1 protein-coding gene and 3 rRNA genes are annotated in these 1,616 nt (G+C 46.0%); all 4 read right to left on the bottom strand.

The genetic code is table 11. The features are described from left to right. Nucleotides 1–85, bottom strand: a 16S ribosomal RNA gene (locus tag CLV36_RS16845); the annotation flags it as partial. A gap of 644 nt (nt 86–729) precedes the next feature. Then, complete coding sequence (locus CLV36_RS17065) at nt 730–936, bottom strand: hypothetical protein (RefSeq protein ID WP_146130669.1); 207 nt, start codon at nt 934–936, stop codon at nt 730–732. 329 nt (nt 937–1,265) lie between these two features. Then, nucleotides 1,266–1,380, bottom strand: a 5S ribosomal RNA gene (rrf, locus tag CLV36_RS16835). A gap of 81 nt (nt 1,381–1,461) precedes the next feature. After that, nucleotides 1,462–1,616 (bottom strand): 23S ribosomal RNA (locus CLV36_RS16830); the annotation flags it as partial.

Below are 1,616 nucleotides of genomic sequence, written 5' to 3'. Positions count from 1 at the left end.
TAGGGTCCGAAGACCCCCGCACGACTTGCATGTATTAGGCATGCCGCCAGCGTTCATCCTGAGCCAGGATCAAACTCTCCGTTAAAGGTTTCACACCGAAGTGCGAAACTGAGGTTTGAGTCTATGCTCAATGAATTGACAGGTCACGTTGTCACTCTTTAGTTTTCAAGGAACGCTTTAATTTCTATCGCCGCTCTCGCAGCGACGTATTTGATTCTATCATCTTCATTCGATCTTGTCAACAACTTTTTTTGTTGTTACTTATCGATGTTTAGAAGATGTTGTCGCGTTAGCAACGAAATTAACTATACAATGGTTTTAATCACTTGTCAACACCCTTATTAACATTTTTAGTCACGTGCTATTGTTTTATGCTGAAAAAAGGGGCATCCCTTAGGCCAAGACGCATTTCACTAGTGTATGCGCAACGTTTTCCTCACAATCGCTCTTGCTTTATTTCTCCTGTTTTGTTAAGTCTGTAAAAGCCGTCCCTTCAGCATCTCATCATCCGTTTCAAACTTCTCCATGCAAGCAACTCCTGAAAATACACGTTTTGGAAATGATCAGAAATTTCCAAAACGGTCAAATGCACAGTCGCTACGCCCTAGATGGAGGGTGACTATATAAAAATCAGGTAGCACCATCAGAAGGCCTTCCAATATTTCCTGTATCTGCTCCCATTCTTCCGCTATCCAGGCTAGCAGCTCCAAAACCGTTTTCTCATTCGCTTCACCCGTAACGAGGCTCATCTGGAAAAGGTTTTTCCGCTACTTCTACTCCACCAACTTGGTTTGACAAACACTTCTGGGCTGTGTCTGATGAATAGGCCAGCGGCTCCAAAACCATTTTCTCATTCGCTTCACTTGTGCATCGGCGCTCCTCAAGAAAAGGTTTTTCCGCCGCTTCTACCCCACCAACTTGACTTGACAGACACACCCTAGAGACTCTCGTATTACTCGACAGCCGCATTTCTGTCTGTTGACGCTCATTCCGCTGATCGCATTCATAGACAGCACCCTTGCGCGTTTTTCATGGAAAATACGTAATGGAACTGTTAAATAAGCAACCCCGCTAACCATCATACAGAACATCTCCGGGCTCACCTCACCCATGTGGCATAAGAACCTTTCTGCTTCCTTGTCCCAAACAAGAGTGAGCTTGCTCCTGAACAGCACTGCCAATTGGTTGCTGGCTTACCATATGAAACAACTTACCAATATAAAACAAAGCAAAAACCCCACTTCATTCTGAAGTGGGGTTTAGTAGCCTGGCAACGACCTACTCTCCCAGGGCTTAAGCCCAAGTACCATCGGCGCTGGAGGGCTTAACTTCCGTGTTCGGTATGGGAACGGGTGGATCCCCTCCGCCATCATCACCAGACGTTATGTTGTTATTCAAGGTGTGAACCACACCCTGAAAATTAGAATGGAATAAAGCGTGTTGCAAGATGAAGAGATGAAGTAGGATAAGCCCTCGACCGATTCGTATCCGTCAGCTAAACGCATTGCTACGCTTACACCCCGGACCGATCAACCTCGTCATCTACAAGGGGTCTTACTTCCACAGGGGAATGGGAAATCTCATCTTGAGGGGGGCTTCGCGCTTAGATGCTTTCA

Origin of the sequence: Laceyella sediminis (assembly GCF_003003125.1) — a bacterium.
In the GTDB taxonomy this organism is placed as follows: Bacteria; Bacillota; Bacilli; order Thermoactinomycetales; family Thermoactinomycetaceae; genus Laceyella; species Laceyella tengchongensis.
This window is presented reverse-complemented; position numbering and strand designations above follow the sequence as displayed.